The 26,785-nt window shown below is 71.5% G+C and carries 20 protein-coding genes; 13 read left to right on the top strand and 7 right to left on the bottom strand.

The features are described 5' to 3' along the window. Positions 1-3 precede the first annotated feature (3 nt). From HCK04_RS24310 to HCK04_RS24290, 5 genes are all read left to right on the top strand, one after another. Complete coding sequence (locus HCK04_RS24310; protein WP_142649703.1) at positions 4-1,416, top strand: ABC transporter substrate-binding protein; 1,413 nt, start codon at positions 4-6, stop codon at positions 1,414-1,416. Continuing rightward, positions 1,413-2,291: an ABC transporter permease gene (locus HCK04_RS24305; protein ID WP_142649702.1), complete on the top strand. Its 879-nt coding sequence runs from the start codon at positions 1,413-1,415 to the stop codon at positions 2,289-2,291. The genes HCK04_RS24310 and HCK04_RS24305 overlap by 4 nt, the downstream gene beginning before the upstream one ends. After that, on the top strand, positions 2,288-3,049 hold the full coding sequence (locus tag HCK04_RS24300; protein WP_142649701.1) for an ABC transporter ATP-binding protein: 762 nt from the start codon (positions 2,288-2,290) through the stop codon (positions 3,047-3,049). Before HCK04_RS24305 ends, HCK04_RS24300 begins: the two co-directional genes overlap by 4 nt. A gap of 2 nt (positions 3,050-3,051) precedes the next feature. Next, a complete protein-coding gene (locus HCK04_RS24295) occupies positions 3,052-5,796 on the top strand; it encodes a fumarate reductase/succinate dehydrogenase flavoprotein subunit (RefSeq protein ID WP_142649700.1) in 2,745 nt (914 codons plus the stop codon). 73 nt (positions 5,797-5,869) lie between these two features. After that, positions 5,870-6,085: a hypothetical protein gene (locus HCK04_RS24290; RefSeq protein ID WP_142649699.1), complete on the top strand. Its 216-nt coding sequence runs from the start codon at positions 5,870-5,872 to the stop codon at positions 6,083-6,085. 36 nt (positions 6,086-6,121) lie between these two features. Here HCK04_RS24290 and HCK04_RS24285 read toward each other — a convergent pair whose 3' ends face one another. Both HCK04_RS24285 and HCK04_RS24280 read right to left on the bottom strand, forming a co-directional pair. Further along, entirely contained in the window at positions 6,122-7,228 is a 1,107-nt protein-coding gene (locus HCK04_RS24285) for a putative sulfate exporter family transporter (protein ID WP_142649698.1), read from the bottom strand. Then, a complete protein-coding gene (locus tag HCK04_RS24280) occupies positions 7,228-7,365 on the bottom strand; it encodes a hypothetical protein (RefSeq protein ID WP_167530474.1) in 138 nt (45 codons plus the stop codon). Before HCK04_RS24280 ends, HCK04_RS24285 begins: the two co-directional genes overlap by 1 nt. Before the next feature lie 198 nt (positions 7,366-7,563). Here HCK04_RS24280 and HCK04_RS24275 point away from each other — a divergent pair, with 198 nt between their 5' ends. The 5 genes from HCK04_RS24275 to HCK04_RS24255 all read left to right on the top strand — a co-directional run bounded on the left by HCK04_RS24275 (position 7,564) and on the right by HCK04_RS24255 (position 12,618). Further along, on the top strand, positions 7,564-8,817 hold the full coding sequence (locus tag HCK04_RS24275) for a lanthionine synthetase LanC family protein (protein WP_240971760.1): 1,254 nt from the start codon (positions 7,564-7,566) through the stop codon (positions 8,815-8,817). Between the two features lie 22 nt (positions 8,818-8,839). Further along, positions 8,840-9,976 (top strand): sulfite oxidase, encoded by a 1,137-nt coding sequence (locus tag HCK04_RS24270; RefSeq protein WP_142649696.1) that lies wholly within the window; start codon positions 8,840-8,842, stop codon positions 9,974-9,976. A gap of 399 nt (positions 9,977-10,375) precedes the next feature. Beyond that, positions 10,376-10,909: a flavin reductase family protein gene (locus tag HCK04_RS24265; protein WP_142649695.1), complete on the top strand. Its 534-nt coding sequence runs from the start codon at positions 10,376-10,378 to the stop codon at positions 10,907-10,909. A gap of 109 nt (positions 10,910-11,018) precedes the next feature. Continuing rightward, on the top strand, positions 11,019-11,582 hold the full coding sequence (locus tag HCK04_RS24260; protein ID WP_142649694.1) for an NAD(P)H-dependent oxidoreductase: 564 nt from the start codon (positions 11,019-11,021) through the stop codon (positions 11,580-11,582). A 37-nt stretch (positions 11,583-11,619) separates the two neighbouring features. Then, positions 11,620-12,618, top strand: a complete 999-nt coding sequence (locus HCK04_RS24255; RefSeq protein WP_142649693.1) for a glutathione S-transferase C-terminal domain-containing protein — start codon at positions 11,620-11,622, stop codon at positions 12,616-12,618. 67 nt (positions 12,619-12,685) lie between these two features. Here the strand turns inward: HCK04_RS24255 and HCK04_RS24250 are convergent, their stop codons facing one another. Both HCK04_RS24250 and HCK04_RS24245 read right to left on the bottom strand, forming a co-directional pair. Continuing rightward, positions 12,686-13,450: an SDR family NAD(P)-dependent oxidoreductase gene (locus tag HCK04_RS24250; protein WP_142649692.1), complete on the bottom strand. Its 765-nt coding sequence runs from the start codon at positions 13,448-13,450 to the stop codon at positions 12,686-12,688. 32 nt (positions 13,451-13,482) lie between these two features. Then, positions 13,483-14,043 carry an NAD(P)H-dependent oxidoreductase gene (locus HCK04_RS24245; protein WP_142649691.1) on the bottom strand — a complete coding sequence of 187 codons (561 nt, stop codon included), beginning with the start codon at positions 14,041-14,043 and terminating at the stop codon, positions 13,483-13,485. Positions 14,044-14,128: 85 nt separating this feature from the next. On the opposite strand from HCK04_RS24245, the gene HCK04_RS24240 reads away from it, so the two are divergent. The 3 genes from HCK04_RS24240 to HCK04_RS24230 all read left to right on the top strand — a co-directional run bounded on the left by HCK04_RS24240 (position 14,129) and on the right by HCK04_RS24230 (position 15,315). Further along, positions 14,129-14,596: a MarR family transcriptional regulator gene (locus HCK04_RS24240; RefSeq protein ID WP_142649690.1), complete on the top strand. Its 468-nt coding sequence runs from the start codon at positions 14,129-14,131 to the stop codon at positions 14,594-14,596. 164 nt (positions 14,597-14,760) lie between these two features. Further along, positions 14,761-15,072: a DUF6247 family protein gene (locus HCK04_RS24235; RefSeq protein ID WP_142649689.1), complete on the top strand. Its 312-nt coding sequence runs from the start codon at positions 14,761-14,763 to the stop codon at positions 15,070-15,072. Next, on the top strand, positions 15,073-15,315 hold the full coding sequence (locus HCK04_RS24230; protein WP_142649688.1) for a hypothetical protein: 243 nt from the start codon (positions 15,073-15,075) through the stop codon (positions 15,313-15,315). A 245-nt stretch (positions 15,316-15,560) separates the two neighbouring features. Here the strand turns inward: HCK04_RS24230 and HCK04_RS24225 are convergent, their stop codons facing one another. The 3 genes from HCK04_RS24225 to HCK04_RS44325 all read right to left on the bottom strand — a co-directional run bounded on the left by HCK04_RS24225 (position 15,561) and on the right by HCK04_RS44325 (position 26,426). Beyond that, positions 15,561-16,085: a hypothetical protein gene (locus HCK04_RS24225; RefSeq protein WP_142649686.1), complete on the bottom strand. Its 525-nt coding sequence runs from the start codon at positions 16,083-16,085 to the stop codon at positions 15,561-15,563. Between the two features lie 49 nt (positions 16,086-16,134). Next, on the bottom strand, positions 16,135-22,611 hold the full coding sequence (locus tag HCK04_RS24220; protein WP_142649685.1) for an RHS repeat-associated core domain-containing protein: 6,477 nt from the start codon (positions 22,609-22,611) through the stop codon (positions 16,135-16,137). Positions 22,612-22,712: 101 nt separating this feature from the next. Further along, positions 22,713-26,426: a LamG-like jellyroll fold domain-containing protein gene (locus HCK04_RS44325; protein ID WP_205830649.1), complete on the bottom strand. Its 3,714-nt coding sequence runs from the start codon at positions 26,424-26,426 to the stop codon at positions 22,713-22,715. Positions 26,427-26,785 lie beyond the last annotated feature (359 nt).

The raw sequence follows: 26,785 nt of genomic DNA, 5'->3' as shown, positions 1-26,785 counted from the left end.
CCTATGCGTAAGATCTTCGCCGCCGTGGCGCTGCTGGCCGCGGCCGGGTGCTCCGTGTCCGCCGGCGCCGACGACGGCCGGCAGACGGTGGTCGTCGGATATCAGTCGAAGACCATCAACACGGTGACGGCAGGAACGCTGCTGCGCGACCTCGGCTACCTCGAAAAGCGCCTCGGCGACAAATATCGCGTCGAGTGGCAGGACTACGACACCGGCGCCCCGATCACCGCCAAGATGGTGGCCGGGAAGATCGACATCGGGTCGATGGGCGACTACCCGCTCCTCATCAACGCCTCGCGCACCCAGGGCGTGGACGGCGCGCGCACCGAGCTCGTCTCGGTGACCGGCTACAACCTGCGGGGCGGGCTGAACGCGGTCGTCGTGCCCCCCTCGTCCGGCGTGGAGACGCTGGCCGACCTCAAGGGGAAGAAGGTCTCGGCCAGCTCCGGGTCGGCCGGGCACGGCACGCTCGTCCAGGCGCTGGAGCAGGCCGGGCTCGACCCCGCGACGGACGTCGAGGTCGTCAACCAGCAGCCGCCGGTCGGCGCGTCCGCGCTGCAGTCGGGCAACGTGCAGGGATACGCCCAGTTCGTGGCCTGGCCGGGCCTGCTCGTCTTCCAGGACCAGGCCCGGCTCGTCTACGACGGCTCGGCGCTCGGCGTGCCGACGTTCCACGGCGTCGTCGTACGGCAGGCCTACGCGAAGGAGCACCCCGACGTGCTCCAGGCCTTCCTCCAGGCCCAGATCGACGCGACGAACTACCTCCACGAGCACCCGGTGGAGGCGGCCGAGGCGGTCGCCAAGGCCACCGGGCTGCCGCCCGAGGTGGTCTATCTCTACAACGGCCGCGACGGCATCGCGTCGTTCGACGTGACCGTGAAGCCGCAGCTGCTTTCCGCCCTGCAGCACGACGAGAAGTACCTGAAGATCATCGGTACCGACTTCACCGATGTCGACGTGACGAAGTTCGCCAACGACTCCTACATCAGGAAGGCGTACGGCGCGTCCTACGACGCCGACACGGCGAGCACCGCCAACCCGGCGAAGATCACCGGGACCGACGAGGCCTGCGGGACCGCCGTGAGCGACCCGGCGAAGGCGGGCGAGCTCTGGCTCGCCGGGGAGGACCGGCTCCACCCCGCGGCCACCCCCACCTGCCTGCTGCGCCAGATCGCCGCCGCCGTCTCCGCGGGCAAGACCGTGCGGGCCGCGTACGTGCCCGACGCGGCCACCGGAACGCACTGGTTCGCGGACAAGTCGGTCTGGGTGCGCGACCCCTCGGCGGGCGACGACGAGCGGTTCACGCCGTTCACCACCCACGACGGCGCGCAGGCGTACGTGAAGGAGCACCCCAAGGCCGAGATCGTCGGCTACGACGAGGCGCTGAAGGCGGCAGAGGGAGGCGCGTCGCGATGAGCACTCCGGCGTTGGACGCGACGCTCGGCCCCGGCGCCCCCGCCGTCGAAAGCGCGGACGCCGCACCGCCGGGAACGGGCCGCACGAGAACGGCGGCCGGCCTGCGCGGGTGGGCGGTCAGGCTGGCCTCCCTGGCGGCCGTCGTCGCGGTGTGGCAGTGGCTGACGGCCACGGACGCCCGGGTCGGGCTGCGGTTCGACCGGCTGCCCTCGCCCACCGAGGTCGCGGCGGAGTTCGGCCGGCAGCTCGGCACCGGGATCTACTACCTCGACCTGGCCCAGAGCCTGATCCGCATCCTCACCGGGTTCGCGCTGGCGGCCGTCGTGGGCATCGCCCTGGGCGTGCTGGTCGCGCGGTCCCGGTGGGCCGGCGACCTGCTGCTGCCGCCGATCGAGGTCGTCCGGCCGATCCCGGCGATCGCGCTCGTCCCGATCGCGATCCTGGTGTTCCCGACCGACGAGCAGGGCATCGTGTTCATCACGTTCGCCGCCGCGTTCTTCCCGATCATGGTGAGCACGCGGCACGCCGTACGGGCACTGCCGACGCTGTGGGAGGACGCGGTCCGCACGATGGGCGGCGGGCGCGTGCACGTGCTGTGGAACGTCGTGCTCCCGGGCACGCTGCCGGGCGTCTTCGGCGGGCTGTCCGTCGGCATGGGCGTCGCCTGGATCTGCGTGATCTCCGCCGAGATGATCTCCGGGGAGTTCGGCGTCGGCTACCGCACCTGGCACGCCTACACGGTGGTCGACTATCCGGCGGTGCTCGTCGGCATGGCCTCGATCGGCGTGCTCGGCTGGGTCGCCTCCGCCTCGATCGAACTGCTCGGCCGGCGCCTCACCCGCTGGCTGCCGCGCGGGGAAGGGGGTGCCCGATGAGCGCTCCCACCGTGGAGGCCGCCCGCGTGGACGCCGGGCTCGCCATCCGGCTGGAGGGCGTGTCGCTCGGCTACGGGCGGCACGCCGTGCTGGAGGACCTGCGCCTCGACATCGCCCCCGGCGAGGTCCTGGTGATCGTCGGCCCGTCCGGTTCGGGCAAGTCCACCGTGCTCCGCGCGATCGCCGGCCTGCTGGCGCCGCGCGCGGGGCGGGTCCTGGCCGAGGGCGTGGAGGTCACCGGGCCCTCGTCCGACCGCGCCATGGTCTTCCAGGACGACGCGCTGCTGCCCTGGCGCACGGTCCTGCGCAACGTCGAGCTGCCGCTGCGCATCCGCGGCGTGCCGAGGCGGGAGCGCAGGGCGGCCGCCGAGAGCTGGATCGCCCGCGTCGGCCTCGCCGGCTGCGAGGACCGGCTGCCCCGGGAACTGTCCGGCGGCATGCGGCAGCGGGTGCAGCTCGCCCGGTCGCTGGCGGGCGCACCGCGCGCGGTGCTCATGGACGAGCCCTTCGGCGCGCTCGACGCGCAGACCCGGGCCGGGATGCAGCGCCTGCTGCTCGACGTGCTCCGCGACACGCTCGCCACGGTCGTCTTCGTCACCCACGACGTGGACGAGGCGCTGCTGCTCGCCGACCGGGTCGTCGTGCTCGGGCGTCGAGAAGGACACGGCGACATCGCGACCGTCCTGAGCGTGCCGCACCCGCGCACCCCCGACATCGACCGCGCCGGGCTGCGTGCCCGCATCATCGAGGAGCTGTGAAAGTGGACATCCCTGCCCCGGCCGACCGTACGCATCTGGAATGCCAGGTCCTGGTGGTCGGCGGCGGCACCGCCGGGACCATGGCCGCGATCACCGCCGCCGAGCGCGGCGCCGACGTCATCCTGCTGGAGAAGGCGCACGTGCGGCACAGCGGCGCGCTGGCGATGGGCATGGACGGCGTGAACAACGCGGTCATCCCCGGCAAGGCCACCCCCGAGGACTACGTCGCCGAGATCACCAGGGCCAACGACGGCGTGGTCAACCAGCGCACCATCTTTCAGACGGCCACGCGCGGCTACGACATGGTCCGCCGGCTGGAGCGCTACGGCGTGAAGTTCGAGAAGAACGAGCACGGCGACTACGCGGTGCGCCGGGTCCACCGCTCGGGCAGCTACGTCCTGCCCATGCCGGAGGGCAAGGACGTCAAGAAGGTGCTCTACCGCGTGCTGCGCCGCCGCGACATCCGCGAGAAGGTGCGCATCGAGAACCGCGTGATGCCGGTCCGGGTGCTGACAAGCGAGGGCAGGGCCGTCGGCGTCGCCGGGTTCGACACCCGCTCGGGCGGGTTCGTCACGGTCGCCGCCGGGGCGGTGATCCTCGCCACCGGCGCCTGCGGGCGGCTCGGCCTGCCCGCCAGCGGCTACCTCTACGGCACCTACGAGAACCCGACCAACGCCGGGGACGGCTACGCGATGGCCTACCACGCGGGCGCCGAGCTGTCCGGCATCGAGTGTTTCCAGATCAACCCGCTGATCAAGGACTACAACGGCCCGGCCTGCGCGTACGTCGCCAACCCGTTCGGCGGCTACCAGGTGAACGCCGAGGGGGAGCGGTTCGTCGACTGCGACTACTGGTCGGGCCAGATGATGGCCGAGGTGGCCAGGGAGATCGCCTCGGCCCGCGGCCCGATCTACCTCAAGACCAGCCATCTGCCCGACGAGACGCTCACCGCGCTGGAGAACATCCTCCACACGACCGAGCGCCCCACCCGGGGCACCTTCCACGCGGGACGCGGGCACGACTACCGCACCCACGACGTCGAGATGCACATCTCCGAGATCGGCCTGTGCGGCGGCCACTCCGCCTCGGGCGTGTGGGTGGACGAGAACGGCGCCACCACGGTGCCCGGCCTGTACGCCGCGGGCGACCTGGCCTGCGTGCCGCACAACTACATGATCGGGGCGTTCGTGTTCGGCGACCTCGCCGGCGCCCACGCCGCCGAGCACCACCGCACGCCGGACGGCCTGCCGGAGGACCAGATCGCCGACGCGCACGAGCTGATCTACCGGCCGCTCCGCAACCCCGACGGCCCGCCGCAGCAGCAGGTCGAATACAAGCTGCGCCGGTTCGTCAACGACTACGTCGCCCCGCCGAAGACCGCGCGGAAGCTCGACATCGCGCTGGAGACGTTCGAGCGGATGCGCGACGAGATCGCGTCCATGGGCGCGAGGACCCCGCACGAGCTGATGCGCTGCGCCGAGGTGACGTTCATCAGGGACTGCGCCGAGATGGCCGCCAGGTCGTCGCTGCTGCGCACCGAGAGCAGGTGGGGCCTCTATCACGACCGCGCCGACCTGCCGGAGCGGGACGACGACGAGTGGCTCTACCACCTCAACCTGCGCAAGAACGCCGCCGGGGCGATGGAGTTCGTCAAGCGCCCGGTCGAGCCCTACCTCGTGCCCGTCGAGGGCTTCACGCCCCGCCCGGCCGAGCCCGTCCTGCTCGGCGCGTACGGCACGGCGGGCCCCGCGCGGCGCAGGGCGGGCGGCCGGCTCGCGGTGGAGGCGATCGGGCGTTCGCCCCGCATCCTCGAACTGCTGCGCCTGACCGACGGCGAGCCTGCGCTCGACCAGATCACCCCTTATCTGGCGGACGCCGATCCCAAGGTCCGCAGGGCGGCCGTCGCGACGCTGACCGAGACCGCGCCGCGTGGCGTGGAGACCGCGCTCACCCGGGCCCTCGCCGACCCGCACGGCACCGTGCGGCGCGCCGCCGCCACCGGCCTGCGCGAGCTCGTCGAGGTGCTGCCCGCGACCGGCGAGTTCGGCGCGTCGCTCCGCGCGCTCTCCGGTGACACCCAAGCGGGCCAGGACGGAGCGGCGGACCCGGTCGTCCGGGCGGCGGTGCTCGACGTCCTGCGGGCGCTGCGCCTCGGTGACGCCGCGTTGTTCGAGGCGGCGCTCGCCGACGCCGACACGCGGGTGCGGATCGAGGCGGTCAGGGGGCTGGTCGCGCTCGACGACGCGGAGCGGGTGGCGCTCGCCGCCGGCGACCGTGACCGGGAGGTACGCGTCTGGGCGGCCAGGGGGCTGGGCGTGGTCGGCCTGCCGGCCGGCGTCCCCGCCGTGGCGCGGCTCGCCGCCGACCCGGACCCGCTCGTCCGGGCGGCGGCCCTGGAGGCGTTCGCCGGGCTCGGCCAGGCTCTTCGCGAGGAGCCGGGCCTCGCGGAGGCGGCCGTACGGGCCCTGGCGGATCCGGCCTGGCAGGTGCGGGTCGGGGCGGCGCGGGGACTGGCCGCCGCCGATCCGGAGCGGGCAGGGGGACCGCTGGTGGCGGCGCTGGCCGACCCGCACCTCGACGTGCGCAAGGCCGCGGTCCTCTCGCTGTCCGGGTGGGCGGCGCGGCCGGAGGTCGCCGCGGCTCTGCACACCGCTCTCGGCGACTCCGACGCCGACGTCCGGGCCTACGCCCGCAGGGCGCTGGACGCCGCCCGGGCCGAGGCCGCCGGGGTGCCGGCGGGGGTCTGACCGCGGAGGGATGCGCGGGCAATCCCTCTATTGCATATCGAAAGTGTGGAGAATCTGTGTCAGGATGAAGCCCGTGACCGATTCCGACCGTGGTGCGCCATCCGTGGACCTGGCCGGGGCCGCCGTCCCCGCCCCCAGGGGCGCCGCGGAGGCGCCCGGCGCGTGGCACGACGCCTATCCCGGGGACACGCACTGGTACGACCTGCCGGACGACGACGCCGCGCCGGAGGAGGGCGAGACCGAGAACGAGGCCCGGTGGCGGCCGTGGCGCCGCATGCGGCGCCGCTGAAGACCGCCACCGGGCAGCGCGGCCCGGCCGGGCCGTTCAGGCGACCGTGAAGCCGCTGAACAGCACCGAGGCGAGGCCCAGGGCCAGCACCACGTTGGCCACGGTGGCGGCGGCGAAGACGGCGACCGGCCGCCAGCCCGCCTCCTTGAGCGAGGCCACCCGGAACTCCAGGCCGATGCTCACGAAGGCGAGGATGAGGAACCAGGTGCGCAGGTCGTTGGCGACGCCGATGACGGCCTTGCCCTCGGCCGCGCCGACCGTGGTGAGATACCACGTGGCCACCACGGAGGACGCCACGAAGCCGATCACGAACTTCGGGAACCGCCGCCACAGCTCTCCCAGGGCCGGGCGCTCGGCGCCGGGGCGGCGCTCGATCCGGAACGCGAACCAGGCGGTCAGCAAGACGACCACGATGCCGATCAGGGCGTTCTGGGTGACCTTGACGATGGTCGCGACGGCAAGCGCGTTGTCGCCCACGATGGTGCCCGCGGCGGTGACCGCCGCCGTCGTGTCGATGTTGCCGCCGATCCACGCGCCGGCGACCTCCGGGCTCAGGCCCAGGGCCGAGGCGAGCGCGGGGAGGATGAAGATGGACGGCAGGGCGAACACGACCACCAGGCTCGCGCTGTAGGCGAGCTGCTCACGCTTGGCCTGCACGGCTCCCGCGGCGGCGATCGCGGCGCTGACGCCGCAGATGGACACCGCGGTGGACAGCAGCGCCCGCAGCCTGTCGTCGAGCCCGAAGCGTCCGCCGAGCCACCAGGTGAACAGGAACACCGCGCTGATCAGCACGATGGCCTGGACGATCGCCGGCCCGGCCGCCGTGACGATCACCTTCAGGTTGATCGACGCCCCGAGCAGCACGAGGCCGGTCTTGATGAAGAACTCGGTGCGGAAGCCGCCGGCCAGGCGGTCGCGCAGCCCGGTCACGGTGAGCACCACGTTGCCCAGCAGGCCGAGGGCGATCGCGTAGACGGGGAATTCGATGGCCTTGGCCAGGTCGGAGCCCGCGAACCACTGGGGCACGCCCTTGTCCAGAGCTCTGGTGCCGGCGGCGAGGACGAGGACGGTGAGGACGCCCAGGGCGGGCCACTGCCAGCCCGTGGCCCTCGTCGTGGTGGGGACGGCCGCTTCGCTGCTCATCACGGCACCAGTCCCGTCGGGATCACGCCGATGAGGACCAGCGCGAGGAGGACGAGGCCGACGATGGTGGCGGCCCAGTCCTCGTTGAAAGCGGTGCGGGTGTGCTCGGCGACGGTCGGGGGGTGTTCGTTGCTCACACCGGACGCCTTTCTCGGGAGTGCGAGGTGTTCGGCTCGACTGTGAAGCGCTCATCCCCAGCAAGTCAATAGGAAATACGGGAAAGCACATCGGATAGTTGCTATTACCTACCAGGTTTGTGGGATAGTAGGCGCATGGGCCCGGACCCGATCCGCTCATCCGGTGAGCGTGCAGAGACTCCGCTGACGGCCGCCATCATGGCAGGACGGTGGATCCGTACGGCCGCCGTCGACGACGAGGACGGCAGGCGATGGCGGGCCAACCCCGACCCGTACGGCCGGCACGCGACGCCCGGCGAGCCCGCGTCCCTCCACTCCGGCGCGGCCGGGATCGTGCTGTTCTTCCTGGAACTCGCCGCGGGGACCGGGCACGACGCCTACCTGGAGGACGCCCGCGCCGGGGCCCGCTACCTCGCGTCGGCCTGGCGGCGGCAGTCCGACGTGTCGCTCCACCACGGCCTCGCCGGTAGCGTCCTCGCGCTGACCGAGGCCGGATGGGCGCTCGGCGAGGAGCGTTTCGAGAGCATGGCGGTCGCGGCGGCCGACAGGATCGTCAGGAGCGCCCGCGCGTTCGACGACGGCGGCATCGGCTGGTCGGGAGACGTCACGCTGCGCGGTGACGGCGGCGTCGTGCTGGGGCTGCTGCGCGCCGCGGCGGCGCTCGGCGTGCCGGCCTACGAGGAGATGGCCGTCGAGGCCGGACGGCGGATCGCGCGGCTGACCCTGCCCCGGGAGCGGCCCGCCGCGTGCCCGGCCCTGTCCGCGGAGGCGGCCCCGCCCGGCTTCCTGGCCGGAACGGCCGGCACCGCCTTCCTCCTCGCCCGCCTGTACGGCGCGACGGGCGAGGAGGCGTTCCTCGACGCGGCCCGCCGCGGGGCGCACCTCGTCAGGAGGGCCGCCGTGCTGACCGGGGAGAGCGCGGCCGTCACCGACCACCTGGGCTACTGCTCCGGCTCCGCCGGGATCGCGCGCATGTTCTACGAGCTGTATCGGGTGAGCGGCGACACTGCCGACCTGGAGTGGGTGCGGCGGCTGGCCAAGGGAGTGCGGGAGTCCGGCGCGCCCTTCCGGCAGACGGCGGGGCTGTGGAACATCGCCTGCCAGTGCTGCGGCACCGCCGGGCTGATCGAGCTGTACGTGGGGTTATGGGCGGCGACGGGGGAGCAGGAGCATCTGGAGTTCGCCCGCAGGCTCGCCGACCACCTGATCGGCCGGGCGACCGGCTACGACGACAGGGGATACCGCTGGTATCAGGCGTACCGGCGGCAGCGCCCCGGCGAGGTGTCGGCCGACACCGGCTACCTGACCGGGGCGGCGGGGATAGGGGCGGCTCTGCTGCACCTGGACGCGGCGGGACAGGCGGACCGGCCGCGCCGCGTGATCCTGCTGCCCGACAACCCTTTCCCGCCCATTCCCGTGCCGGCCGTCGCCCTGCGGAGGCCGGCCGGCTGACCAGCGGCAGGTGAGGAGGCGCATGACTTCCATGAAGGACGGCCTTGAGACCCGGCGTACGGCGCCGGAGGCGGCACCCCCGCCCGGCATCCGCAAGCCCCTGCCGCCCCGCCTGTTCGCTGTACGCGGCACCAACGCGGAGACCCGCTGGGAGGCGCTGCGCGGCGACGACTACCTGACGCCGGACGACCTCTTCTTCGTCCGCAACCACACCGCGACGCCGCTGATCGACGCGGCCACCTGGCGGCTCACGTTGTGGGGCGACGCCCTGCGCGGCGGGCCCGTCGCGTTCACCTACCGGGACCTCCTCGGCATGCCTGCCGAGACCGTGACCGCGTTCATCGAGTGCGCGGGCAACGGCCGCCGCCTGTACGGCGAACAGCAGAACCAGGAGGTGTCGGGCACCGCCTGGCGGCTGGGCGCGGTCGGGGTGGCGCGCTGGCGGGGCGTGCGGCTCGCGACGCTCCTGGAGAGGGCGGGGATGAGCGACAGGGCCGTCGCGCTGATGCCCCGCGGGCTCGACGCCGACTACGTCGAGGCGGGGGAGAACCTGGGCAGGGTGCGCCGCCCGCTTCCCGTGGCCAAGGCGCTGGACGACGTGCTCGTGGCCTACGAGATGAACGGGAAGCCGCTGCCGCCCGACCACGGCCATCCGGCCCGGCTGGTGGTGCCGGGCTGGGTGGGCATCGCCTCGATCAAGTGGCTGGGTGACATCGAGGTGTCGGCGGCGCCGCTGGAGTCGCCGTGGAGCACGCGGCTCTACCGCATGCACGGCCCCGGTCACCCGCCCGGCGGCGGCCCGCCGCTGACCGGGGTGGGGGTGAAGAGCGCCTTCGAACTGCCCTGGCCGGCCCGCCTGGAGGCGGGGCGCGAGCATCTGCTGCGCGGCCGTTCGTGGTCGGGTGGCGGGCGCGTCGTCCGGGTCGAGGTCAGCGACGACGAGGGCGTGTCGTGGCGGCCGGCCCGCCTGCGCGACGACCGCCACCCGCGCGGCTGGGTCCGCTGGACCTTCCCCTGGACCCCGCGGGAGACGGGAAACCTCCGGCTGCTCGTCCGGGCCGCCGACGAGAGCGGCGCGGTGCAGCCCGACCACGCGGCGTACAACCTCCTCGGCTACGGCTTCGACGCCGTGGTGCGCCACCCCGTCGTCGTGAGCTGACCCCCGCCGGCCGGTTCGGCATGCCATGAGCAGAATGCTCCCGGCTTGGCCGGATGGGGCCCTGGTCGAGGATTTTCCGGTAAAGCGAGTAGGAAATATTGACTTTTCGGTCCGATGATCGTACGTTCGGTGGTATGAGCCAGGGCGTTCGTCTGACCCGGCGTTCGAGCGTGGACTTCGGCCACGTCGCCAGCGCGCAGTGTCGTTGATCGTGAATCTTCCGTCGTCTTCGAGTCGATGAGGGGCCGGCCGAGAGCGTCGGCCGCCCCCTTCGCGAGCCGTACGCGACCACGTCACGTACGGTCCCGCCTCCATCCGAATCCCTGATCCCGCGCGCCGCGGTGCCCGCGGCGGGCGGGATCGACCTTGTGAGCAGCCGCGACTTTCCGGAGGTTTGCCATGACGGAGACTCTGCTCGGCCCCGGCCTCGACGCCGACGACTACAAGCGTGCGCTGGACGCCGACGGCTACAGACGTGCCCTCGCGGTGCACGCGGCGGGAGTCGTCGTGATCACCGCGCAGAGTGGGGGAGTGCCGGTGGGGTTGACCGCGACCTCGTTCTCCTCGGTCAGCCTTGACCCGCCCCTCGTCTCCTTTTATGTCGACCAGTCGTCCACCACCTGGCCGTCGTTGCGCGAGGCGGACCACTTCGCCGTCAACGTCCTGGCCAGCGACCAGGCCGATCTCGCCGCCCGGTTCGCCCGCAAGGGAATCGACCGGTTCGCCGAGCCCACCCGATGGCGGCCCGGCCCGCTCGGGGCGCCGCTGCTCGAAGACGTGTCCGCGCATCTGATCTGCCTGCCGTACGAGCGGGTCGGCGTGGGCGACCACGTCCTCGTCGTGGGGCTGGTCACCGAGGCCGAGGTGCGCGGGCCGGGGCGTCCCTTGCTCTACCACCAGGGCCGCTTCGGCCGGTTCATCGCCCACGCGTGACCCCGCTTCGCACGAACACCCGTCCCGATCTGGAGGACCGTCTGTTGACCATTCGTACGCATTCCGACGCGGACTCAGGACACGCCGAACGGCACGAGGGGATGGTCTCGTGAGTTCTCTCGTGGTGCTGGTCGGCAATCCGCGCGGTGGTTCCCGGACCCACCTCGCGGCCGTGGCGGCGGCCGAGGCGGTGGGACGCCGGATCGGGCACGAGACGGCCCCCGAGGTCGTGGACCTGTCCGCGATCGGGCCGCACCTGTTCGCCCCCGGGCCCTCGCCGACCGTCGAGGTGGCGCTGGAACTGGTCGCCGGAGCGCAGGTGCTCCTGGTGGCGAGCCCCACCTACAAGGCCACCTACACCGGCCTGCTCAAGGCGTTCCTCGACCGCCTGCCCGGCGGCGCGCTGACCGGGACGGTGGCCCTGCCGCTGCTGGTCATGGGATCCCCCCGGCACGCCCTGGCCGTCGAGCTGCACCTGCGTCCCGTGCTGGTCGAGCTGGGCGCGCTCGTGCCCACTCCCGGCCTGGCCCTGCTGGAGGCCGAGATCCCCGACCTCGACCGGGTCCTCGCCGACTGGACGGAGCGCGTCGTCCCGCAGGTGACCGCGGCACTGGGGTCGGCATTGGGGTCGGCACTGGGGCAGCCGCACGGTCGTCTCGTCGAGCCGACCTGACCCTTCGACAACCATCGGCCGACCGCAAGGAGACTTCATGACCACCCAGGCGCCCGCGTACGCCAGTCCCGCGGACGTCGCCGCCTACGGCCCGTACGGGCCGGGCAGGACCGACCGTCCGGGACCTCTGTATCCCTTCCAGGGCAGGATCACCGCCGACGGCTCCAGCGGCCACCCCGCCGAGCCCGGCCGCTATCACCTCTACGCCTCCTTCACCTGTCCGTGGGCGCAGCGCGCCGTCATCGTGCGCGACCTCGCCGGGCTGCGTGACGTCGTGTCGGTGTCCTACGTGGACGACGACCGGGACGGCCGCGGCTGGGCCTTCCGCGAACGTCGCGGGCCCGACCCGGTCAACGGCTTCACGCTCCTCAGCGAGGCGTACGACGCCACCGAGCCCGGATATCCCGGCCACATCTCGGTGCCGGTGCTGTGGGACCGGCGGACGAGCCGGATCGTCAGCAACGACTTCGCGCGGATCCCCTTCGACCTCGGCACCGCGTTCGCCGAATGGGCCACCACGGACCTCTACCCCCCGGACCTGCGCGACGAGATCGAGTCCCTGGACGAGGAGATCGCGCGCGACCTCGCCCAGGGCGTACGGCAGGTCGCCGGAGCGGCCACCCAGGAGGAGTACGAGCGGCGGCGCGCCGCGGTGGCCGCGGCGCTGGACCGCTACGACGCCCGCCTGGCCGGACGGCGATACCTGTTCGGGGAGCGCCTCACCGAGTCCGACGTGCAGCTGTGGGTGTTCCTGGTCAGATACGACCTGCTGCACAATCCGCTCGCCCGGATCACCAGGCGTCCGCTGACCTCCTACCCCCACCTCTGGGCGTACGCCCGCGACCTCTACCGGATCCCCGCGTTCCGCGAGACCACCGACTTCGCCGCGTTGCGGCTCACCGCCGGGCCCGCTCACCCGGGCGACGGGCCGGTGCGGATCGCGGTCGAGCCGCATCAGGCCGACTGGGACGAGGCGCACGGACGCGAGGCGCTCGCCGGGCGTTCCACCGGCGCGCTCAGCGCGCCTGGAAAGTGAGTGGACCTTCATGCGCGGCTGATCCCCCTGACGCCCGGCGCGCGGACGTCAGGGGGATCGAGTGGCGTTACCAGGCGGTCGCGCCGCCGTCGACCGCGTAGTTGGCGCCCGTGATGTACGCCGCCCGGTCGGAGGCGAGGAAGGCCGCCAGCTCGACGATCTCCTCAGGCCGGCCGAAACGCTTGAGGAGCGTCTTGCGCGTGATCGCGTCCCTGGCCGCCTTGTTGTTGCCGAGATCGCGGTCGCTGGCCGGGGTGAGGATCGGCCCCGGGCTGATCGCCACCGCGCGGATCCCGTGGCGCGCGCCTTCGAGCGCGAACTGCCGGGTCATGCCGATGACTCCGGCGTTCGCCGCGCTGTGCGCGACCATCGGGGGGACCTCACCGGCGATCATGCCGGCCATGGAGGCGACGTTGATGATGACGCCGCCGCCCCGCCGCACCAGATGCGGCCACGCGAACTTCGACACGAAGAAGGGATTGTCGAGTTCGCTGGCGATGGTCGCCCGCCAGTCCTCCACCGAGAAGTCCGGCACCGGCCCGAAGCGGGGCCTGGCCGCGTTGTTGTAGACGATGTCGAGCCCGCCGTACGCAGCCACGGCGTCCTGCACCAGCCGCCGCGCCTGTTCCGGGTCGGTGAGGTCGACGGGCGCGATGCCCGTCATGTCACCTCCGGCACGGCGGACGAGTTCCACCGTCTCGTCGTTGGCCTCGACCTGGATGTCGCACCCGACGATCTTCGCGCCCTCTCGTGCGAAGACCAGCGACGCGGTCCGGCCCTGACCTCCGGCGGTGCCGGTGATCAGCACCACCTTGCCGTCAAGCGTTCCCATGAGTTCCTCCTGATCCCCGAGTCAGTGCGAACTCAGCTGGCGCGCAGCGGCGCGAGCGCCCTGCTCCACGCCACGACCTGGTCCAACATCGCGGTGAGCGAGTCACGCTGGAAATCGTTGGGCGTGAACACGCTGAAGTCCTTGAAGTCGGTGAAGAGCGACAGCGCCACCTGAGCCCGCACGTCGGCCATCTGGAGCTCCGCGGCGATCAGGCGGAGGTGCTCCACCGCACGGGTGCCGCCGACCGAGCCGTAGCTGACGAAACCGACGGCCTTGTTGTTCCACTCGCTGTACAGGAAGTCGATGGCGTTCTTCAGCGCGCCCGATGTCGAGTGGTTGTATTCGGGCGTCACCATGACGAACCCGTCGAACGAGGCGACCTTGTCGGCCCACGCCATGGTGTGCGGCTGGGTGTACTGGCCCAGCGACGGCGGCAGGGTCTCGTCGAGGTGGGGGAGCTTGTAATCGAGCAGGTCGACGAGCTCGAACTCCGCGTCGGCCCGCTGTCCCGCGACCTGGTGCACCCAGCGGGCGACGGCCTCGCCGTTCCGTCCGGGGCGGGTGCTGCCGAGGATGATCCCGATCCTGGTCATGACGATCTCCACTTCTGCGAGAGATGATTGCTTCGCGAAGAAAACATATGGGGTACTTCGTTCGTGAAGCAAGTAGAATGTGGCCATGACCACATCGCAGCCAGTGCCGCCGGTGCAGTCGCTGACCTCCGAGGAGGAGGCGTTGATCCGGGCGTTGCCTCGCCTGATCTACGCGCTGCCCCGCGCGATCGACGCCGACATGGTGCGGGAACACCGGATGCCGCTCATCGAGTGGATCGCCCTGATGCGGTTGTCGGAGGCGCCGCGGCGGCGGATGCGGATGGGGGAGCTCGCCGTCGCCTGCGAGCTCTCCCTGAGCGGCATGACACGCATCGTCACCGTCCTGGAACGGCAGGGCCTGGTCGAACGGGTCAGGTGCGACGACGACGCCCGCGGGTTCAACGCCGTCCTCACCGACGCCGGCCTCGCCCGCCTGGAAGAGGTGTGGCCGAGCAACCTGGCCAGCGTGCGCCGGCACTTCCTCGACCATCTCGAAGGCGTCGATCTCGCCCGCCTCGCCCGTGCGATCCAGAACGTGGCGAGCAACGCCTGACCCGGCCCCCGCCTTCCCCCCACCGGCCGGGCCGCCCCGCGTTCGACCGGTGGTGTGGTCAGCCGGCCTGGCCGGATCGACGCTGCACGCGGGCCACGCCAGGGCCCGCCCGCTCGTCTAAGCTGGGGTGCACCCGGTGGATCGGCAGGAGGTGAGGCGTCGTCATGACCGTTCAGCGAGACGACGCATTCGGTCAGGAGATCGAGCGGACCTTCACCGCCGTGCGGGCGGCCCTGCCTGCCGTCAACGTCGCCGCGTTCGACGCCGAGCTCGAAGCGATCACCCACGCACCCGTCGTCGACCTGGCCGCGCTGGATGACTTCCTGAGCGGGTGGTGGCGCATCGCCACGCGCGCCGCTCGCGATCCCCAGGACTGGCAGCGGATGAACGACGAAGCCGACCAGATCCGATCCGGAAGACGATCGTCGGGCCCCACCCTGGCCGAGGTCTTGGCCCGACGCGGAGTCCAACTGTAGGTGTACGCCGTCCACGTGGGCAGCGAGGTCGCTGAAGCCCAGATCGATGACCTCTCCGATCCCGAAGTCGATGTCCTGCTGGAGATCTACGAGGTTCTACGGCTGACTCCCGGCAACGGCCGCATGCTCAGCCCCAGAGGCAACATGTACGTGTGGGACTACAAGGGGATCTCGGTGACCTACATCCTGCTCGCCGAGCAGGGTGAGGTGGCCGTACTGCGAGTGGATCGCTTTCCTGTCTGACCGCCCTTGCCGGTGCCACGTATCCGTGGGGGCCATCGCGTCGTACGCGACCGCGCGCGACGTGCCGCGCACCCGGGTCGTGTTCTGCGACGCCGTCGCCTACGACGCGGGATATCTGCCGGTGGAGGACGTCGCCCCGGCGCGTTCCTGCCGTTCGCCACACGCTGCCCGGTCTTCCGCATGAGCTGACGGACGCCGCCCGCGCCCGGTCTCGCCGGGCGCGGGCGGCAGTCACGAGGGCATGGTCACGGACGGCAGCGGTCGGGGTCGGTGCGCAGGAAGGCGTCCCGGCCCGTCCGCACGGTTTCGTCGCCGCCCGCCCAGGCCAGCACCTGCCCGTCGCCGAGACCGGACAGGTCGGCCGTGGTGAACGGCACCCTGCCCCGCAGGTTCACGCCGTCCGCGTAGCCGTTGACGGTCGCGACATAGGGCACGCCCTCCCGCAGCGCGGTGAGGCTGTCGTCGGTACGCCGCCAGCCCTCGGGCGGTGCCTGGAACGCCCGGATGTCCCGCACCGCCGCGCCGGTGCCGCCGTTGTGCACGCTCCAGGCGAGCGTCCGGCCGCCCTGGGTGTCCTCCAGGACCGTGAAGTCCTGGGCAGCGTAGCCGGGGCAGTCGGCGAGCAGCAGCCTGACGCCGCCGTCCTCGGCGCGTTCGACGGCGAGGACGCCCTTGGGCTGGGGGGTGCCGTCGCAGGCCGCGGCGAAGAAGGCCAGGGCGGTCAGGGCGGCGGCCGCGTACCCCGGCCCCGGCCTTCTTCTGCGTGTCATCGTCGTCCTTCCCTCCTGTCGTCCCGGAGTCACCGGGCTCGGGTGGTCTCTAGTTCGCCGGACCCCATTGCAGCGGTTGCCATCTGACGTAGCCGCCCCACCACAGGTTGGCCTCGACTTCGAAGCTGTTGGTGGCGTACGGGGTGCCGGTGGTGTGTCGCGAATACAGGGTGGCAGCCCCGTAGGCCGCGATGAACTCGGTGGCGTTCTTGTAACGCGCCCACTGCGCGGAGTGCACGGCCTCGTGTCTTTCGATGTCGGGCCCGTACTTCTTCGCCGCCTCCCGCCCGGCGACCTTCGCGATGTCCTCCCGCGCCTGCTTCTCGTCCCGCAGCCGGCTCTCGAACTCCTTCTTCGAATATGGGAAGAAGTGCACGTCGCCGACCGTCATCGGCTGGTCGCCGCCCGGGGAGCCGCCGTAGCAGACGTACTGCCGGGCCCGCCGTTCGCATCCCTCGCTGGCGAACGTCTCGTACGTCACCGCCAGCGCGTTCGCGCCGTTGAAGTTGTTGTTCCAGTGGAACGGGTGGGTGAGCAGCGCCTTCAGCAGGTTGACGCCGTTGTCGTGCTTGACCGGCTTGCAGTGGCAGCCCCCGGCCGGCGGCTTGGGCGACGGGCCCGGGGACGGGCTCGGCGTCGGGTAGCTCTTCTTCCCGGACTGCTTCTTCTTGCGGTACGCGGCGCCCTTGGCGGGGTCGACCTTGCCCGTCTTCGGGTTGTACCCGACGCTCTTCTGCGTCTCCTTGTCGCAGTACTTGAGGTCGTACTGGCACGAGTTGGGCCGCGAGCCGATCTCCTCGCCCGTCGGGTCGCTGAACGTGGCGGGGTTGTTGTTCCCGTACGAGTAGCCGTTGAGCGACTGGGCCTGGTCGGTGGACAGCACCGGGTCGACGCTCAGGAACCTGCCGACGACCGGGTCGTACATGCGGGCCCCGACGTAGGTGAGCCCGGTGGCGGCGTCGGCGGGCTTGCCGAGGAACCCCTTGTCGTCGGGCCACGCGCCGCCGACCGTGTCCCCGCGCGGCGCGCCGAACGGCGTCGTGAACCGCTTGCTGATCGCCTGCCCGGCCGCGTCGACCGCCAGCGAGGACGTGCCGTGCTGGTCGCCGGCGAGGAAGGAGACCGCGTTCTTCCCGGCCTCCGTCGTCCGCACCGCGATCACCTGCGTGTCGGCGGCGTAGAAGCGGCTGGCCCAGGTCGTGACGGTGCCGCCGGTCTTCTTCGAGTGGATCTCGGTGGCGCCCAGGTAGAGCACGCTCTCCCCGTCGCCCACCGCGCGGCGGATCAGCAGCGCCCCGTCGGCGTCGTACAGGTAGGCCGTCTTCTGCGTGCCCTGGGTCAGGGTCGCGATGCGGCCCTGTGCGTCCCAGGTCAGCACCTGGCCGTTGCGGCCGGTGGTGTTGCCGGACTTGTCGTAGGAGTAGGTGGCGGTCGCACCCGTGCAGGAGCCGGTCACGACCGCGGTCAGGGCGTGCCGCTTGGCGGTGTCGCCGTAGCAGTACGCCGAGGTGGTCGCGGTGGAGCCGTTGTAGCGCGTCTCCGTCGCCCGCAGGCCCGAGGTGTTGTAGGTGTAGGCGGTCCGGTACGGCGCGGCGCCGCCCAGCGTCTTGCTGGTGCAGTCGTCGGTGGCCGGCGTCCACGCCTCGGTCAGCCGCCGCTGCCCGTCGTAGGCGAAGCACTGGATGTCGCTCTGCCCGGCGCCGTCCTGCGTGGGGGTGTCGGCGATCTCGGTGACGTTGCCCGCGTCGTCGTAGTGGTAGGTCAGGTCCTGCGGCTTGACCGGTGTGGACTGGGTGGTGACGAAGGACCGCGTCAGCCGGTCGGTGCCCTCCTCGTAGGTGTTGTTGAGGAACGTCTTCTTGGCCTGCGAGGCCCCGGACAGGCCGAGGGTGAACTGCAGGGGCTGGCCGAGCGCGTTGTAGTCGGCCTTCTGCAGATAGTCGGTGGTGCCGGTCAGCCCGTTGACCTGTCCGGTCGGGGTGTAGCTCAGGCTGATCCGCTCCTCGGCCAGGCCGCCCGCCGCGGGCTCGGTGGAGCTCTTCAGCGTGCCGTCGAGGTTGTAGTCGCTGCCGAAGACGTAGCGGGTCTTCGCCGCTCCGGACAGCACCATCGGGTCGTTCGGGTCGATGTCGATCTCGGTGCTTGTGGCCCGATACTGGCCGTCGTACGCGAGGATCTTCTTCGTGTACGCCTTGCCGGAGACGCCGCCGTCGTAGCTGGTGGACGAGGCGAGCTGGCCCTTGGCCACGGTGTCGTAGGTCCAGGCGGCCAGCTTGTTCGCGTCGGTCCGCGACCCCGACCACAGCCCGGTCTTACGGCCGAGCTCGTCGTAGCCGTACAGCAGGACCGTGCCGTTCGCACCGGTCACCGTGTCGATCTGGTCGAGCGGGGTGTAGCGGAGGGTGCTCGCGCCCTTGTCGGGGTCGCTGATGCCGGTCTGCCGCCCGAACAGGTCGTAGGTGTAGGACCACTTCGCGCCGTCGGGGGCGGTGACGGTCAGCTCCTTGCCGTCGGGCCGGTAGGTGAAGGACGTGGAGGTGTACCCGCTGGATGCCATCCCGCCGAACTGGGTGTCGGCGGGGGAGGGCGAGTTGTACTCGCGCCGTTCCACCGTGCGGCCGAGGGCGTCGGCGATGGTGCGGACCGCCGAGCCGCCGGTCACCGTGCTCGCGGCGGTGGAGTCGCCGGTGTAGGTCGTGGTGGTCGTCCACTTCTCCACGCCGTACGACAGGAACGTGCTGCGGATCTGCCGTTCTGCGCCGTCGAAGACGAGGTTCGTCTGCTTGGGCGCCTCGCCGTACTCCTCCCGGGTGTAGGTGGCGTTCGGCGTCTGCTTCGAGTCGAAGATGTCGGCGTAGGTCTCGTAGGCGAGGCCACGCGAGTCATAACGGGTGTCGGTCAGCAGCCGTCCGCCGTTCGGCGTCGGCCTCTGCGTCTGCATCGGCCGCAACAGCGAGTCGAAGATCTCGTACGACCAGCTCGCCGTGGTGGACGACTTGACGACCGAGGTGCCGATGGCGGGCGCCTTGCCCCGCTGGTAGACGTAGGAGAAGGCGTAGGTGGGGGTCTGCCCGCCGTCCTTGCTGCGGTCGGGCAGCCACACGCCGGTCAGCCGCCCGAGGGCGTCGTAGGTCTGCTCGGTCTTGCCGTTGTTGGGGTCGTAGGTGCGCACCGGAAGGCCGCGCGTGCCGTCGAGGAACGTCGTCACCTTCTGCTGCTTGGCGTTGGTCTCCACCGTCTTGGTGAGGACCCCGGCGCCGGCCGGCGTGTACGCCGTGGTGGTGGCGTTGCCGCCCGCGTCGGTCACGGTCAGCGGCCTGCCCAGCGTGTCGTAGGTCGTCGACTCGGTGCGCTGCCAGCCGGTCGGCGGGCGGTCGTCGCCGGTGACGGCCGACGGATAGCCGGTGGCCCGGCCCGTCCAGGTGGCGTCGCCCTTCACCGGCTTCTGGCTCGCCGACCACCCGGTCGCGGCGGTGTCGTCATACACGGTGGCCGTGTCGGACAGCACGTCGCCGCTGGTGGCGGAGTCGGCGGGCAGCGACAGGTCGGCCTCCTTCACCGAGCAGGCGCGGCCGACCACCCGGGTGCGGGAGACGAGCGAGTTCAGGCCCTTGGCGTCGTCGCGGGCATACCAGGTGCGGGTGCAGGTCTCGTCGCCGCTCTTGGCGATGTCGCCCGTGCTGTCCTGCGTGACCGCCATGCCGTACGAGTCGTACGTCGTGGAGGTGGTGACGGTGCGCCAGGTCTTGGGGATGGTCAGGTAGGTGTGCTCGGAGGTCTTGCCCGTGCGCACGTAGTAGGCCTCGGTGTCGGCGTACGACTTGTGCTGGGTGGCGGTCTTCGCCGACCAGGGGTCGTTGACCGTCACGTCGACCGGAGTGGACCCGTCGTAGCTGATCTCCTCACGGGTGAATCCGGCGTACTGCTCGGAGTCGGTGATGTCGGGCACGTCGAGTCCGGCGACGTCGAGGCCCGGCACGGTGGCGGAGCGCCGCTTGTCGGGGTCGACCGTCCGCGGGCTGGCCGACTTCAGCAGCCGGTCGCCGTTCATGCCCTGCAGGTAGACCGACACCATCTTGGTGCGGGTGCCGTCGGCGTCGCCGACGTACGTCGTGACCTTCTGGTAGCCGCGCCACAGCGACCAGGTGCGCTCGTCGCTCGGGGTGAACGGGCTGTCGTTGTAGCGCCAGCCGGGGGTGGAGTATTCGTAGGCGTACTCGACGAGCGGGTTGTGCCCGGCCGGGTCGGCGATGTTCACCGCGAGCACGCGGTATTTGTTGAACCAGTCGATGGAGGCCTCGGTGGCGCCGTTGATGTGCCAGAACTGCGGATAGCACGACAGGGAGTTGTCGTCCTCGGCCTTCGGCATCTTCGAGCCGCGCACGCACTCGGGCTCGTTGTAGCTGACCGTGGTGATCGCGCCGGTCTCCGAGGTGATCGTCTCGATGCGCGGCCTGGTCAGCGGCAGGATGTTGCCGCCGCCCGGCTGGGTGCCGCCGTCGACCCGGTTGGGCCGCATGGTGTAGGTGAACGAGACGGGGTCCAGCGTCAGCGGCGTGTCGGCGGTGGAGCCGGTCCGGACGATCGACATCAGCGACAGCGTCTGGTCGACGGAGCTGCCGATGTCGCCGCCGTCCAGGTACTTCTGGGTGAACGCCCACGAGTCGACCGGCTTGTACGCGGTGCCGGACAGGACGCTCGTCTCGATCTTCACCAGGCGCTTGCGGCTGAAGAAGGCCGGGCTCTCGGCGTGGCAGTCGTCCTTGTCGGCGTCCTTCTTGCAGATGGCGTCGAAGGGGACGTCCGGCCAGTTCTCGGCGGTGTCCTTGGTGAGGCTGCCGCAGTCGGACGCCGTGCAGCGCTCGGCGTAGGAGAAGGCCACCTTGTAGGGCGCGTCCACCGTGAACAGCGTGTCGGACCGCTGCCCGTAGAGGATCTTGTCGAGGTAGCCGCCGCGGACGTAGGAGGTGGTCGCGGTGTTCGACTTGTTCTTCCGGTAGTAGTTGGTCTCCGCCGTGTACCAGTACGTCATGGCGTTGCCGTGGGTGTCCTCGACGTAGTCGAGGTTCCACCGCCATGCCTGGGTGACCCAGCGGTCGGCGAAGGAGCCGCCCTTGCTGTAGCCGGGCTCGCCGGAGTCGTCGCCGTACACCGGGACGGTGAAGACCGAGTTGGTCCGCTGGCTGCCCGCGCCGCTCAGCTTGTTGAGGCCGAAGACGTACCTGGTGCCGTCGCCGGTGATGACGGTCCAGTATTCGCCGTCGTCGTCGCCGTTGTCGGCGCCCGTGGAGTGGATGACCGTGGAGGCGTCGTCGTTCTTCAGCCGCCACTTGCCGCTGGTGTCGTCCTTGACCAGCTCGGTGGACTTGCCGTTGAGCACGAGCGAGGCGTTGTCGTACTTCCAGCACAGGTCGTACTGCTTGTCGTGGCCGTCCTCGTCGCAGGTGCCGAACTGACGGTCGATGTAGGAGGTCGCCGCGGTCTCGAAGCCCTCCCCGAGCGAGGTGCCCTGGTTGTTGCTGGTCGAGGTGCGCCCGTCCACGCTGCCCGAGTCGTACGACAGGTCGAGCGCGGGCGCCGGACCCGCCGCAGGCTCCACCGGGGCGATCGGATAGGACCAGGAGAAGGAGCCGGAGTTGCCGCCCGCCTGCCAGGTGGACGACGCGGAGAGCGGGGTGGCGGCGTAGTTGCCGCTGCCGTCGGCCGCCTCGCCGCCCTCACCGGGGGCGTCGGCGGTCACGGCCAGCACGGCCGGGGCCGCGTCGAACGCGACCTGCGCCGAGAGGGTCTGCGCCGTGGCCGAGTTGCCGGTGTCGAGCGGGGTCCGGGTGCGGCACTCCTCCCGCTCCGGGGTGGTGGCGGCGCAGGCGGGCAGCCGCACCAGGCGCAGCCGGCCGCTCCACCCGCCGCCGTACGCGGAGGCGAAGGCGGCGTAGCCGACGCGCAGCGTCGCGGTGCCCGGGGCCTGCGCCTCCGCGGTCAGCAGCACGCCGTCCACACCGGCGGCCTCGGCGGCGGCGCGGTCGAGCACCCGCACCCGGGCCGTCCGCGCACCCGCGGCCTGCGCGTCCGGAGCGGGGGCGGCGCTGCCGGGGGCGGCGCTGTCAGTGGGGGCGCTGCCGGGGGCGGCGCTGTCAGTGGCGGCGCTGTCAGTGGGGGCGCTGTCAGTGGGGGCGCTGTCCAGGCCCACCGGGAGCCCGCCCACGCTGACGGTCTGCCCGCCGCCGATCGGCACGTCGGCCTCGCCCGCGCCCGGCCACCGGGCGGCCTCGCGCTCCTTGGCGGCCCGGTCGGCGGCGGCGTCGTTGCGCGCCCGGGACGCGGCGACCAGCTCCCTGGCCTCCTTCGCCCCGCTCGCGTCCATGGCCCTGACCTTGCTGGACCGTTGCTTCTGCACGGGAGGGGCGCCGGGCGGGCCGTGTTCCGCGGAGACGACGGCCGCCGAGGCCGTCGTCACCCCGACGGGTAACGAGATCACCACCGTCAACGCGGCCACCAGGGCAGCACGAATTGAGGGCCGTCGCATGACCCAACCTCCTCAAGAGGAAACGAGAGAACCCGCGGACCAACCGGGGGAAGATGCGGGAGCCGCGGGGACCGGCGGCCGGCCGGTCCCCGCGGCTTTCGTCAGTCGCCGATGACGGCGTCCAACTGGTCGGAATCGGCCATGGCGCCCGCCCACAGCCGCAGATCGGTGATCCTCGCGGGGAGGAAGTGACCCCAGGAGGTCGCGCTGAAGCCCTTGCCTGCGGCGAAGTCGCCCGACCCGGGCACGGCGGTGTAGGCCATGTCGAGGTCGTTCTGCTCGTGGCCCACGTAGAGCCGCACCACGCGCCCGTTCGCCGCCAGGGCGTCGTACACGCCGGTCAGGCGCACCGGGCTGTCCAGGCTGGCCGTGGTGTCGGAGCTCACCCAGGTCTTCGTGCCGTCCTTGTTGACCCGGCCGAAGCGCCAGTAGCCGACCGGCACGCTGACCTCGTTGCCGTCGTCGTCGAGCTGCGTCTCCTTGCCGGTCAGCTCGAACCACAGGCCCCACGACGATCCGTCGGCGGTGCGCTGCCCGGCCACCTGGCCGATGGTCCCGATCGGCTTCGACACGATCTTGTCTCGGTCGAGCTCGACCTTCACGGTGACCGTGAACGACCCGGTGTCGTCCACGACCGGGCCCGCGGTGGTGGCGGCGTCGTCCACGCCGTCGAGCACCAGGCCCTCGCCGTCCAGCGACGCCCCGCCGGCCAGCGCCAGCGCCCGGCCGTACCCCGACAGCGAGTCGGGCAGCTGCGTCCCGGCGGCGCCCGCCGGGTCCCAGTCGGCCACCAGCTCCACGTCGTTGCGGCCGGACGCCGGCGACTCCGACCGCGCCTCCGCCGCCACCTCCTCCGGGGTCAGGACGCGCTGCCAGGCGGCGACCTCGTCGATCGAACCGGGGAAGTAGTGCTGGAAGATGTTGGCCCACTTGTAGCGGCCGATCTCGAACGGTCCGGGGGCCGACCACAGGGCCGGCGCGGTCTTGCTGCCCTGCGGCACGCCGTTGATGTAGAAGCTCAGCTGCTGCGTCGCCGGGTCGTAGGTGCCGGCGAGGTGGGTCCAGACGTTCACCCGGGAGGTGCCGTTCTTGCCACAGACCGAGGGGTAGGCCCCACCCGTCGCCTCGTCCTTCTCCTTCACGCCGAAGCAGAAGGCGCCGTAGTCCTTCTCGTGGAAGAGCAGGAAGGGGCTGTAGCCCGAGCCGTCCTGCGACAGGACGATGCCGTCGTCGCTCACCTTGTCGAGCCGCACCCAGGCGGCGACCGTGTAGGCCGACCTGGTCTCCAGCACGGGCCCGGACGTCGCGGCGTACGCCGACGTGCCGTTCAGGCCCAGCCCCTTGTCGACCTTGGGGGTGGCCAGTGCGTTGCCGGCGTCGTCATACCAGACCTCGCCGCGGCGTCCCCGGGCGTCCCGTACGGCGCCGCCGTAGAGCGTGGCGTCGTGGTGCCCGCTGCCCTTGTCGACGGCGACGCCGGAGTCCTCGTCGAAGTGCCACCTGCCGACCGGGCCCGCGCCCGCGGCGACCAGGAAGTCGACGACCGTGGTCGCGCCGTATCTGCCGACGTTGTCCTTGGCCCGCACGTACAGGCTGTACGTCCCGGCGGCCGGTGGGGTGATCACCACCTTGGCGGTGGCCCCGGTGATGTCGGACGACCAGGCCGAGCTGGTGGACGCGCGGTATTGGTAGGCGACGTTGTTGGTGTCGCCGGACGCCGGGCCGAAGGTGACGGTGGTGCTCTGCCCGGGTCCGCCGGCCGGCGTGCAGCTCGTGGTCGTGCACGGCGTATAGGGCGCGCCGAGCGCGACCACGGGCGCCTTGGGCGCGGTCGGGTCGACCTTGAAGTAGCACCATCCGGCGCTCAGGTAGCTGCTGGTCCCGGCCAGCCACTTGGTGTAGTTGCTGTAGTAGGACCGCGTCCACGAGTCGTAGCGGTAGAGCACGCCCTCCGACAGTGTCGGGGCGTCGGCGGTCACCTTCACGTTGTCGCCGACGTGCCCGCTCGTCGGCCGCTCGATGGTGGAGAACGCCTGTGTCCACGTGCCGTCGGCGTTCTTCTTCTGCACGTAGAACGCGCCCCGCAGCATCGCGCCGGACTCGCCGCCCGCGAGGGTCTGCGGCGTGTTCGCCATGGTCGGGGTGGGGTCGGAGACGATCGCGGGCGCCGACTCCTTCGTCTCGCAGACGGTGCCCGAGCCGGTGACGAGGCCGACGCCGGTCGGCACTCCCGGCATGCCGACATAGTCGACGACGAGCACGGCGTCGTTCCTGAACCGCTTCCAGGCGGAGGTGTCGCCCTCGTCGTGTGCCCGCAGCTCCAGCGTGAGCTTGGAGAACTTGCCCGCCGCGAAGTCCTTCACGGTCGGGGTCAGGTTCTCGTTGGTCTCGTCCGGGTTGTCCTTGAACTCGATCGGCGCGGTCGGCTGGTCGGGGTCGCAGGCCGAGCCGCGGCCCGCCGACACGTTGCGGTCCACCATCCAGTCGAGCTCCTTGGGCCGGCCCGACCAGGTGGTGGAGGAGGTGAAGTTGTTCGTACGGACGAGGTCCACCCACCGGGGGCTGCACTGGAAGGCCCAGGGCTCGGTGACGCGGAACGCGGCGCTGAGCACCTGCTTGCCCTTGAGACTCGCGGGGGAGAACTGGAAGTACAGCCGCTGGGTGTATCCGGGCCCGCAGTAGTAGCCGTTCCAGGTGCCGCAGTGGCCGACGCCCTCACCCTGGTTATTGCTGCCGTTGCCCCAGTTGTACGACTTGTAGCCGTCCGAGCGCAGCAGCGTCCGGTCGGTCTCTCCCCAGGTCACGGTGGGGTCGATGTAGACGGGGTAGGCCGACTCGTCCTTCTGCCGCAGCAGACCGGCGTCGGGCACGAGGGTGAGCGAGTCCGCGCCGACCTGGATGGGCAGCTCGGCGTGCCCCGCCCCGGGAGCGGGGCCGTCGGCCGCCTGCCCCTCGTCCGGAGCGCCTTCCGAGGGCTGCGGCGTCGCCGGCTCCGGCGAGCCGTCCGCGGGCGCGCCCTGAGGAGCGCCGCCCTTCGCGGCCGGAGTGGAGGCTGCGGCCGGGGCCGAGTCGGACGGCACTGGGGAGGACGCGGCGGCGGGGGCGTCCTCCGCCGCGACCTGCCCGGCGGCGGGGTTCCCTGTGGAGTCCCACATCGCGGCGGGAGGCGAGGTGAAGACCTCGGTGGCGTTGCCGTCGGTCGCGGACATGCCGCCGTCCGCGGTCTCCTCCACCTTGAGCCCGGACGACTTCACGGCATACCGGATCTTCGCCAGCGCGGGATTGGCCGCGGCCTGCGGAGTCTTGACGATCAGGACCTGGCGGAAGCCCTCGGTCGTCGCGGTCATCCTGAGGTCGACGTCCGGCAGCACGTTCGGGTAGGTGGCGTTCGGGCCGTCCAGCACCGGCTCGGGCAGGGTTCCCGGCCAGCCCAGCGCGAGGGTGCGGCCGTCCCGGTTCATGGTGACGAGGTTCCCGCCGTCACCGCCTCCGGAGAAGGAGATGCCCACGGCGGCGGCGACCGGCCCCACGCTTCCGTCGGCGCGCCGGGCGAGCGTCGCGTCGGGGGACACCCACGCGCCGTCCGGCCCCTTGACCCGGACGGGGGTGGTCGACTGCTCCAGCCGGAACGACTCGCCGTCCGGATTGGCATACGTGGTGGTGAACTCGGTCCGGGCCTCGGTCACCTCGACCGGTTCCCGGACCTCGGCCGCGCGCTTCAGCGCCTGCTGCCAGCCGTTGAGCGAGCCCGCGTCGGATCCCGTCCGACCTTCCTCCTGTGCCGCCATCGCGGCCGGGGGTGCCCCGGTTCCCACCAGTACACCCGCCACGACCACGGCAGTGAGCGCACGCCAACTCCGCAGTCCGGGAAACCTAAACATGGGTTATCTCCCGTACGAAAATCCGCAAGATCGCCCACATTAAACGTTTACAGTGACCCCCTGTCAACGAAATCTTTTCGCCCACTAAGGAGTTAAGTCATGTTCTCCACATAAAGGGAAAATAAGTGATATTGGGTCTGTAAGTCAGACAAATTGACACTGAGGTGCACACGATGTGCGTCGGCGTGCCAGACCTCCGCCGCGGATGTCGTGCCACGGAGAGCGGGCACTCACGGCGAGTGACGGGGGAGCGGCGGCCTCGGCCCGGCCCGCGCCTCCGTGTCGCCGCGTCT

The organism is Microbispora sp. CL1-1, assembly GCF_012034195.1.
Taxonomy (GTDB): Bacteria; Actinomycetota; Actinomycetes; order Streptosporangiales; family Streptosporangiaceae; genus Microbispora.
The sequence above is the reverse complement of the archived record's forward strand: the minus strand, read 5'-3'. Positions and strand labels throughout refer to the sequence as shown.

Excerpts from the sequence above, each read along its gene's own strand:
- HCK04_RS24305 (WP_142649702.1), top strand. The coding sequence starts at position 1,413 with ATGAGCACTCCGGCGTTGGACGCGACGCTCGGCCCCGGCGCCCCCGCC.
- HCK04_RS24225 (WP_142649686.1), bottom strand. The coding sequence starts at position 16,085 with ATGACACGCAGAAGAAGGCCGGGGCCGGGGTACGCGGCCGCCGCCCTG.
- HCK04_RS24275 (WP_240971760.1), top strand. The coding sequence starts at position 7,564 with ATGGCAGGACGGTGGATCCGTACGGCCGCCGTCGACGACGAGGACGGC.
- HCK04_RS24270 (WP_142649696.1), top strand. The coding sequence starts at position 8,840 with ATGACTTCCATGAAGGACGGCCTTGAGACCCGGCGTACGGCGCCGGAG.
- HCK04_RS24240 (WP_142649690.1), top strand. The coding sequence starts at position 14,129 with ATGACCACATCGCAGCCAGTGCCGCCGGTGCAGTCGCTGACCTCCGAG.
- HCK04_RS24300 (WP_142649701.1), top strand. The coding sequence starts at position 2,288 with ATGAGCGCTCCCACCGTGGAGGCCGCCCGCGTGGACGCCGGGCTCGCC.
- HCK04_RS24285 (WP_142649698.1), bottom strand. The coding sequence starts at position 7,228 with ATGAGCAGCGAAGCGGCCGTCCCCACCACGACGAGGGCCACGGGCTGG.
- HCK04_RS24255 (WP_142649693.1), top strand. The coding sequence starts at position 11,620 with ATGACCACCCAGGCGCCCGCGTACGCCAGTCCCGCGGACGTCGCCGCC.
- HCK04_RS24250 (WP_142649692.1), bottom strand. The coding sequence starts at position 13,450 with ATGGGAACGCTTGACGGCAAGGTGGTGCTGATCACCGGCACCGCCGGA.
- HCK04_RS24265 (WP_142649695.1), top strand. The coding sequence starts at position 10,376 with ATGACGGAGACTCTGCTCGGCCCCGGCCTCGACGCCGACGACTACAAG.
- HCK04_RS24245 (WP_142649691.1), bottom strand. The coding sequence starts at position 14,043 with ATGACCAGGATCGGGATCATCCTCGGCAGCACCCGCCCCGGACGGAAC.
- HCK04_RS24220 (WP_142649685.1), bottom strand. The coding sequence starts at position 22,611 with ATGCGACGGCCCTCAATTCGTGCTGCCCTGGTGGCCGCGTTGACGGTG.
- HCK04_RS24235 (WP_142649689.1), top strand. The coding sequence starts at position 14,761 with ATGACCGTTCAGCGAGACGACGCATTCGGTCAGGAGATCGAGCGGACC.
- HCK04_RS24310 (WP_142649703.1), top strand. The coding sequence starts at position 4 with ATGCGTAAGATCTTCGCCGCCGTGGCGCTGCTGGCCGCGGCCGGGTGC.